Origin of the sequence: Arsenicicoccus sp. UBA2120, from assembly GCF_002330965.1 — a bacterium.
Lineage (GTDB): Bacteria > Actinomycetota > Actinomycetes > Actinomycetales > Dermatophilaceae > Arsenicicoccus > Arsenicicoccus bolidensis.
Genome location: NZ_DCYC01000064.1, coordinates 26,292 through 34,868 on the forward strand (window position 1 = coordinate 26,292; position 8,577 = coordinate 34,868).

General features: G+C 70.8%; 8 protein-coding genes. 4 read left to right on the forward strand and 4 right to left on the reverse strand.

Features of this window, described 5'->3' with window-relative positions:
- Positions 1-61: 61 nt before the first annotated feature.
- Complete coding sequence (locus B2P18_RS09145; protein WP_286958193.1) at positions 62-1,585, forward strand: serine aminopeptidase domain-containing protein; 1,524 nt, start codon at positions 62-64, stop codon at positions 1,583-1,585.
- Positions 1,586-2,176: 591 nt separating this feature from the next.
- On the forward strand, positions 2,177-3,001 hold the full coding sequence (locus B2P18_RS09150) for a hypothetical protein (protein ID WP_286958194.1): 825 nt from the start codon (positions 2,177-2,179) through the stop codon (positions 2,999-3,001).
- 8 nt (positions 3,002-3,009) lie between these two features.
- On the opposite strand, the gene B2P18_RS09155 is transcribed toward B2P18_RS09150, so the two are convergent.
- The 4 genes from B2P18_RS09155 to B2P18_RS09170 are packed head-to-tail and all read right to left on the reverse strand — an operon-like array spanning position 3,010 to position 6,638.
- Positions 3,010-3,885, reverse strand: coding sequence for an alpha/beta hydrolase-fold protein (locus B2P18_RS09155; protein WP_286958195.1), 876 nt, complete (start codon positions 3,883-3,885; stop codon positions 3,010-3,012).
- 17 nt (positions 3,886-3,902) lie between these two features.
- Positions 3,903-4,727, reverse strand: a complete 825-nt coding sequence (locus tag B2P18_RS09160) for an alpha/beta hydrolase (protein ID WP_286958196.1) — start codon at positions 4,725-4,727, stop codon at positions 3,903-3,905.
- Positions 4,728-4,771: 44 nt separating this feature from the next.
- Positions 4,772-5,635 carry an Fpg/Nei family DNA glycosylase gene (locus B2P18_RS09165; protein ID WP_286958197.1) on the reverse strand — a complete coding sequence of 288 codons (864 nt, stop codon included), beginning with the start codon at positions 5,633-5,635 and terminating at the stop codon, positions 4,772-4,774.
- Position 5,636: 1 nt separating this feature from the next.
- The gene (locus B2P18_RS09170; protein ID WP_286958198.1) at positions 5,637-6,638 is read right to left on the reverse strand and encodes a Ku protein; all 1,002 of its coding nucleotides are present in this window, start codon (positions 6,636-6,638) and stop codon (positions 5,637-5,639) included.
- Positions 6,639-6,710: 72 nt separating this feature from the next.
- Here B2P18_RS09170 and B2P18_RS09175 point away from each other — a divergent pair, with 72 nt between their 5' ends.
- Positions 6,711-7,703, forward strand: coding sequence for a DNA ligase (locus tag B2P18_RS09175; RefSeq protein WP_286958199.1), 993 nt, complete (start codon positions 6,711-6,713; stop codon positions 7,701-7,703).
- A complete protein-coding gene (ligD, locus tag B2P18_RS09180) occupies positions 7,696-8,568 on the forward strand; it encodes a non-homologous end-joining DNA ligase (protein WP_029212664.1) in 873 nt (290 codons plus the stop codon). Before B2P18_RS09175 ends, ligD begins: the two co-directional genes overlap by 8 nt.
- Positions 8,569-8,577: the final 9 nt, after the last annotated feature.

Consider the following 8,577-nt stretch of genomic DNA (forward strand, 5'->3'; position numbering starts at 1 on the left):
CGGCTGGGTGGAGATGCCGTCGAGCCGACGGGCGCGCGGGGTTGTCATCCTGGCCCCGACCATGGGCCGTGAGGGGGTCTCGTCCTATCGTTCGATGCGTGCCCTTGCGCTACGTCTCGCGGAGCGTGGTTTCGCCAGCGTCCGGTTCGACTGGCGAGGCGACGGCAACTCTGCGCCGGTGGAGGGCTCGGACCTCGTGGCGGCGTGGGTCCAAGACCTGGCCAGCGTGCACGAGGAGGCTGAACGGATCGCGGGGGCGCTTCCGGTGCACCTGGTGGCGCTGCGTCTGGGTGCCTCGATCGCGCACCGATGGGGGTGCCCTCTCTCAGGGCGAACGATCTTGTGGGAGCCGATCTCAGGGCGTGCATACCTCCGCCTGCACCAGAAGCTGCGCGTCCTCGGCACCGAGATCCCCGTGATGCCTCGCGAGTCGGGGGCAGAGCTCAGCGGGTCCTTCTTCACACCGGCCCAGGTCCGGGACCTGAACGGCCTGGCAGCGCCCAAGTCGACGACCCCCCTGCCCGATCGAGTCGGCTGCCGTGTTGAGGAGGACCGCGGCGCCGCCGAGCACCTCTACTTCGCAGCCCCTCGCTACGCACGGATCCCTTACGCGTCCATCGACGCCATCATCAATGATCTCGAGGACGCCTCTGCGGCGGCTGCGCCGCTGCCGACCTGGCAGCAGACTCCGACCACGACCCTCACGGTCAACGAGGTGTCGATCACCGAAAGCTTCGTCCGAGTCGGTCCCCACGCGCTCCATGCCATCGAGACCCGCCCGATGGGTGAGACCGTGCGGGGGTGCGCCTTCACGAGCGCTGGCGGCGAGCCCCTGGACGGCCCCACCGGGCTGTGGGCTGAGGCCGCCCGCGCGGCGGCGGCCCGGGGGGCTCTCTGCCTCAGGTCGGAACGGCGCGGCCTAGGGGTCCACCTAGACCCCGCCGATCCCGTCGAGCCCAACCCGTACACCCTAGAGGGCGTGGAGGACGTAGCAGCGGTGATCCAGGACCTGCGGGCGCGCACCGATAGGCCCGTCGTCGCCGTTGGCCTGTGCGTGGGAGCCTGGCTGTTCATGCGCGCCTGTGCGACGGCGGCTCCCGATCGGATCCTGGCCCTCGACAACATCGTCTGGCAGCCCGATCCGCGATTCGTGGCGCACTTCTTCAAGGAGCCACTGTTGCGGCGATTCCTGACCGAGAGTCCTGGGTCGGTTGATGACTCGGACGAGGAGTTTCGTGCTCCCGGCGCCCGGACGCGGGTTAAAGAGGTGTTGAAGCGGGTCCGGGAGATCTCTCGCCGCCGTCCGCTGCCGCTGCGTCGGGTGATGGCGCGCCGCGGATTGGCCGAGTACCCCTACGAGCTCCTGTCGGTGGCGCCCTCGACGACCCGGATCGACCTGCAATTCGGCGCCGCAGCGGCGCGACACTTCGTCGATGTTCATGGCCCGGAGTCGCTGGCTCGACTGCGTGCGCAGGGGAGACGGATCGACGTGGCGCAGTGGGACGACCTGGACCACGCTCTCCTTGCCGAGACCGCGCGTCGCCGATCCTTGGAGTCCGTCGTACGCGCGGTCGCGGGACCGTGAGCAGCCGTTTGCGCATCGGGTGTCTGGCATCACTGGGTGTCGCTCTGGCCATGGTCTGCGTCCTGGTCGTGGTCATCCTGTTCCCGCGCCATGACCCTGTGGGTCGCTCGGACGCCATCGTCGTGCTCGGTCCGTCTGTCGACGAGCGGGTCACGCAGGCTGAGCTGCTCATGCGGAAAGGTGCCGCCGGCACGATGGTGGTCTCGGCCCATCCCGCTGACCTTGGACGCGTCCCCGACGTGTGCGCCCATGAGAAGCCATACCCGGTCGTGTGCTTCGATCCTGTCCCCTCAACGACCCAGGGCGAGGCCAGGGCGGTGGCGAAACTGGCGCGGGAGCGCGGTTGGACCTCGCTCCAGGTCATCACGTTTGATCCCCAGGTCGAGCGAGCGAGGCTGATCCTCGGGCGGTGCTTCCCTGGGCGCATCTCCATGCTGGACCACACCGAGGGGTACGACCTGCCCGTCATGCTCGTGCACCAGAGCGGCGGATGGGCCAAGGCCCTGATCTCTCCGGGATGCTGAGCCCAACCACCAACCGCGCTTGCCTTGGCGCACCTGAGAATCGGGGACACCGGGTTAGCCTGAGCCCGTGATCTTTGCCGTCGTCATGCTCGTCCTGGGCGTCCTCGCCTACGGCATCTCGGGGGCTCGGTTGCACAAGGGCTCGCAGGCCGAGGGCGGGGCCCTCCGGTCGGGGAGCTGGTGGGTGGGGACTCTGCTGCAGGGGGCCGGGTTCCTGTTCACCCTCTTTGCGCGTCGCTTCCTCCCCTTGCTCCTCGTGCAGGCCTGCGTGACGTCGGCGCTGGCGGTGACCGCCGTCATCCAGCACGTGCAGGGTGTGCGCCGGCTCCGCGCGTCGGACGCGGTGGCGGTCCTGGCTGTCGTCGCGGGCATCGCCGCGCTGGGGATGGGGACCATCACGGGTCCCCCACCTCCCATCGAGTCGCGAGACGTCGTCGTCCTGCTGGGGTGCGCCGCGGCATGTGCGCTGGGGCTCCTGCTCCCCGAGGGGCCGGTGGTCAACGGGCTGCTGGCAGGTTTCGGCTTCTCCTTCTCCGCGATCTGCGCGCGCCTGTTGATCGGGGACCACGCACACCCCCTCTGGAGGTTCTGGGAGCTGCCCGTGATCAACTGGGTTGCCGGCGTCCTGATCGGGGCGGGGATGGTGCTCGGCCAGGTCCACCTGACCAAGGGGCTGGCCCGCGGACATGCCGCACCCGTGCTGGGCTGCAACTACGGCATGGCCACCGTCTTTCCTGCAGCCTTCGGGATCGGGTTGCTGGGGGAGCACACCCGGCCCGGCGCCCTGCCGCAGGTGGTCGTCGGACTGGTACTCGCCCTCGCGGGGGCCTTCTGGCTGCTGCGGACCGAGGACGAGGCGGGCGCCCTCGACGGTGGCGACGCTCACGCCTGACAGCTGCATCAGAAGTGGCGGGCGACGAACCTCAACTGGTCGAGGGCCATACGACCCCAGTAGTCGCTGTCGTGACCCCCTGGGCTGACGTGGAACTCAGGGGCAGGTCGCGCCGTGGGGATGAAGTCCCGGTTGGTCTGGAGGAAGGGGTCCTGATCGCCGATGTCGATGCGGACGGGAAGCCCCTCGAGGCGTGGCCACAGGGCACGGATGTTGTGCTCCTCGAAGTCCGCCTGCGAGTCGTACGCTCCGCGGCTCTCTGCGAAGGACGGGATGAAGGGCGTGCTTGCGGCCACCACGGACGAGACGCGCTGCGTGCCCAGCGTGGCCCCTAGATAGATCGCGCCGACGCCGCCCATGGAGTAGCCGTAGACGGCTGGCCGGGACAGATCCAGGCCCAGGCCCCTGAGGACGGCAGCGAACTCATCCGTGACCAGGGCAGCGCTGTCGGTCCCGTCTTCCCGCGGATGCCACCAGGTGTCCCCGCCCTTGATCCCCGCACAGGCGAAACCGGGGAGGCCCTCGGACTGAAGCGCCCTGGAGGTCTCCGGCCAGCGGAGGGCCCACGGTGTGCTCTGGTCACCGCCGGTGCCGTGCAAGGTCAGGAGGACGGGAATCCGGTCGCCAGGATGGTGGTCTGGGGGGTAGAGCACCAACCATGGCGCTTGGGCACCCTTGAGGTGTCTGGACCTGATGCTTCCATCGACATACTCGACGCCCAGCTGCGAGCGTCGTGAGGGCGACGGCGCCATCGTTCCCTTGGCCGGAGAAGTAGAGCTGCTCGTCGCGGACCCCGCCTCGTCGGCCGGGTTGCGCGAGCAGGCGCCCAGAGCGCCGGCCAGCGACAGGCCTCCCGCGAGCCGGAGCAGACTGCGTCGGTCCATGGTGCCCAGCCTAGGCATCAAACCAGACGGCGGGAGATGAACCGCATCTGCTCCAGCGCCACCCGGCCCCAGAAGTCCCAGTCGTGCCCGCCTGGGGAGACGTGGAACTCCGGCTGCGGGTCGGCCAGGGGTCGGAGCGCGAGGTTCTCCTGGAGGAAGGAGTCCTGGTCGCCGATGTCCACGCGGATCGGCAGCCCCCGCAGGCTCGCCCAGTGCCGACGGATGTCGTGGACCGCGAAGTCGGCGGGGGAGTCGTAGGACCCGCTGAACCGGTCCCACGTCGCGGGGAACGGGGTGCTGGCGACGGTGAGGCTCGACAACCGGCTGGGGCCGAGGCGCGAGGCCAGCCAGACGGCGCCCATGCCACCCATCGACAATCCGTAGAGCGCCGGACGGGTCAGGTCCAGGCCGAGGTCGGCGAGGATCGGGGCCAGCTCGTGGACGACCATCGCCGCGCTGTCCGTCCCGTCGGCCCGGTCGTGCCACCAGGTGTCGCCGCCGTCGACGCCCACGCAGGCGAACGGCCGCAGGCCCTCGGCCCGCAGGGTCTCCGCGTGCTCCAGGAAGCGCAGTCCCTCGGGCGTCGTGTGGTTTCCGCCCTTGCCGTGGAGCGTGATCATGACCGGCAGTCGGTCACCTGGGGTGAAGCCGGGCGGGTAGAGCACCTCCCAGACGGTCTCCTGACCGCCGCGGTAGCGCGAGGCGAACGATCCGGTGGCGGCCTTGGGGCCGGAGACGTCGGCGTGCGCCGGCGCGGTGACGGAGGAGGTGAGGGCGACGGTGCCGAGACCGAGACCGAGGCCGAGGCGCAGGGCGTCGCGCCGGGTGAGGGGGGAGGGCATGACTCAATGAAACGCGACGAAGGTGGCCAATGGGATGAATCGCGTCAGCGGCGGCGCTGGCAGCGGCCGCACCAGTAGAGGGTGCGGCCGGCCACCTTGGCGGTGCGGATGCGGCTGTCGCAGGTCGGGCAGGGCTCGCCCGCGCGCTTGTAGGTCGCGAACTCCCGCGGGAAGGTCGTGCCCAGCGAGCGGCCGGTGATCACCGGGGGTTCCTCGCCCGCGGCGAGCCGCCGCTCGGCCTCCTCCACCTGCGGCTCGAGGGTGAGGATCTGCCCGTACGCCACGCCCAGCGGCAGGAGGCGCACGAGGTCCGCCCAGATGGTGTCCCAGGAGCTCTGGCGCAGCTCGCGCCCCGGGCGGTGGGGGTCGATGCGGTGGCGCCACAGCACCTCGCAGCGATAGACGTTGCCCACCCCGGCGACGACCGCCTGGTCCATGAGCAGCTCGGCGATCGTCTTGCCGCTCCGGGAGATCCGCGCCCACGCCTCGTCCGGGTCGGCGTCGGCGCGCAGGGGATCGGGGCCGAGCCGGTCGAGGACCGAGCGCGCCTCCTGCGCCGTGATCAGCGCGCACACCATCGGCCCGCGCAGGTCGGCCACGTGCGTGTCCGACGCGAGCCGCAACCTCACCTCTCCCTGCACCGGGACGTCCTCGGGCCGTATGCCGTCCGCCAACGGCGTCACCGCGAAGTTGCCGATGAGGCCGAGGTGCACGTGCAGCCAGCGGTCCCCGTCGACCTCCACCAGCAGGTGCTTGCCGGCGGCCTGCGCACCGATCAGCACCTCGCCGTCCAGCTGCGCGGCCGAGTCGGCGAACCTCCCCTGCGGGCTGCTCGCCCTGACGGGCTTCCCGGCATACGCCCGGTTGAGCCGCCCGGCCAGGGCGTGGATGGTGTGACCCTCCGGCACCTCAGCTGGCCTTCTTGGTGGTCCGCTTGGCCGTGGACTTCTTGGCGGCGGCCTTCTTCGTGGTGGAGCTCGCGGCCTTCTTGGCGGGGGCCTTGCGAGCGGTGGACTTCTTGGCGGCGGGCTTGTCGTCCGCCGTCGCGTCGTCGTCCTCGGTTTCGGCGCCGTCGTCCGACCCCGAGCCCTCCTGCCCCGCACCGGAGTCCGCGGAGGTGTCCTCGCCCCGCGCCGCCTTGGCCCGGTCGACCGAGCGCTGCAGCGCCGCGAGCAGGTCGACCACGTCGCCGCCCTCGTCGTCGTCCTTGGCCTTGGGAGCGGCCTTGACGTCACCACCGGCGAGCTTGCGCTCCACCAGGGCCTGCACGGCCTGCTGGTAGTCGTCCTCGTAGTCGTTGGGCTCGAAGTCGTCGACCATCGACTCGATGAGCAGGTCCGCCATCTTGACCTCCCGCTCGTTGGGCTCCGGGATGTCGTCCAGCACGTCGAACGACGGCTTGCGCACCTCATCCGGCCACAGCATGGTCTGCAGCACGATCACGTCGTCCTTGACCCGCAGCACCGCCATGGACAGGCGTGTGCGGACGGCGACGGTGACCACCGCCATACGATCCGTGGAGCGCAGGGCCTCGCGCAGCAGGGCATAGGGCTTGACCGCGCTCTTGTCGGGCTCGAGGTAGTAGGACTTGTCCAGCAGCAGGGGGTCGATCTGCTCCGCGGGGACGAACTTCTCGACCGAGATCTCCTTGGAGCTCTTGGAGTCCAGGCTCGCGAGATCCTCGTCCGTGATCATCACCATCTTGCCGTCGGGCGACTCGTACCCCTTGGCGATCTCGGAGTAGGGCACCTCCTCGCCGTCCGCCGCGGCGACCTTCTTGTACTTGATCCGCGAGCCGTCGCTCTTGCGGACCTGGTGGAACTGCAGGTCGTGATTCTCGGTGGCAGTGAAGAGCCGCACCGGCACCGTGACGAGGCCGAACGAGACCGCGCCCTTCCAGATCGCACGCATGACCTGCTCCTTCGTCGCTGGTAAGCCGCTGGTAAGTCCTCCGCTGCCCATACCCATGAGTCAGGATGAGGTATGCGCCCGATGCTCGCCACCCCCACGACCCAGGTGCCGCACGGCGACGCCTGGGTCCACGAGGTCAAGTGGGACGGCATGCGCATCCTCGCCGACCGGCCACCCGCGGGGTGGAGGCTGTCGGCCCGCTCCGGGGCCGACGCCACCGTGCGCTTCCCCGAGCTCGCGGGGCTGGCCCGCGCCGGGGACGACCTCCTGCTCGACGGCGAGGTCATCGCCCTGCAGGGCGGGGTGCCGTCGTTCGCGGCGCTGAGCGAGCGCATCCACGTCTCGGACGCGCGGGTGGCCCAGGCGCTGGCGGAGGTGCGGCCCGTGACCTACATGGTCTTCGACCTGCTGCGGTTCGGCGGGCAGGTGCTGATCGACCAGCCGTGGTCCGTGCGGCGCTCGCTGCTCGAGCGGCTCGACCTGGAGTCCTTCGGGGCGGGAGGGTCGGCCTGGAAGGTGCCCGAGGTGTATGACGACGGCCGGCTGCTGCACGACGTGACCCGCCACCAGGGCCTCGAGGGGGTGGTGTCGAAGCGGCGGGCCTCGGCATACCAGCCTGGCGCCCGCAGCCCCGACTGGCTCAAGCTCCCACACCGCGCCACCCTGTCCGTCGTGGTCGGCGGATGGCGTCCCGAGACGTCGGGGCGGGACCGCGTCGGGTCCCTGCTTGTCGGGACGCCGGTGGGCGACGGCTCCGGCCTGCTGGAGCTGGACGGGCGCGTGGGCGCGGGGCTCGCTGGTCGTGCGGGGGAGGCGTTGCGGCCGTTGCTCGACGAGCGTGCCTGTGGGAGTGCGCCGTTCGTGGGGGAGGTGCCGCGTGAGGACGCGACCGGTGCGCGCTGGGTCGAGCCGACGCTCGTCGTGGACGTGCAGTCCCTCGGGCGGGCGGGCAACGGCAGGCTGCGGCAGCCGGCCTACCTCGGTGTGCGCACCGACCTGACCCCTGCGGACCTTCTCCCCTCCGCCGACTGGTCAGGTGCAGACGGGGACGTCGGCCGTGCCTGACCACGTGAGCGTCGAGATCGACGGCCGCACCCTGCGGCTCAGCTCCCTCGACAAGGTGCTGTATCCCGAGACCGGGACCACCAAGGGCGAGGTGCTGCAGTACTACGCGCAGGTGGCGCCGGTCCTGCTCGAGCAGCTGCGCGATCGCGCCGTGACTCGCATCAGGTGGCCGTCGGGGACGGGTGGGCCGTCGTTCTTCGAGAAGAACGTGCCCCGCGGCACCCCCGCGTGGATCCGCACCGTGACCCTGCCGGCGCCGGGCTCGACGCGCGACCGCGAGACCATCACCTATCCCGTCATCGACTCCGTCGCCGGACTGACCTGGCTCGGCAACCTCGCCGCGCTGGAGCTGCACGTGCACCAGTGGCGGGTGTCGCCGTCGGGGGAGGCGCTGCACCCGGACCGGCTCGTCGTCGATCTCGACCCCGGGCCCGGCGCCGGGCTCGCGGAGTGCTCGCAGGTGGCGCTGTGGGCGCGAGACATCTTGTGCGACATGGGGATCGGCGATCTGTGGCCCGTCACCTCCGGATCCAAGGGCCTCCAGCTGTATGCCGAGCTCGACGGCACCCACCCCGTCTCCGTGGTCCGCGAGGTGGCTCAGGGGCTGGCCGTCGCGCTCGAGGCGGGCCACCCCACGTTGGTCGTGTCGTCGATGGTCAAGGCCAAGCGCGGGGGCAAGGTGCTCGTCGACTGGAGCCAGAACACCGCTTCCAAGACGACGATCTGCCCCTGGTCGCTGCGCGGGAAGTTCGGTCGCCCAACGGTGGCCGCGCCCCGTGAGTGGTCGGAGCTGGAGGACGCCGCTGCTGGGCGGGTGACCCTGCAGCAGCTTGGGCTGCACGAGGCGCTGGCCCGCCTCCCCTGACCGGACCCC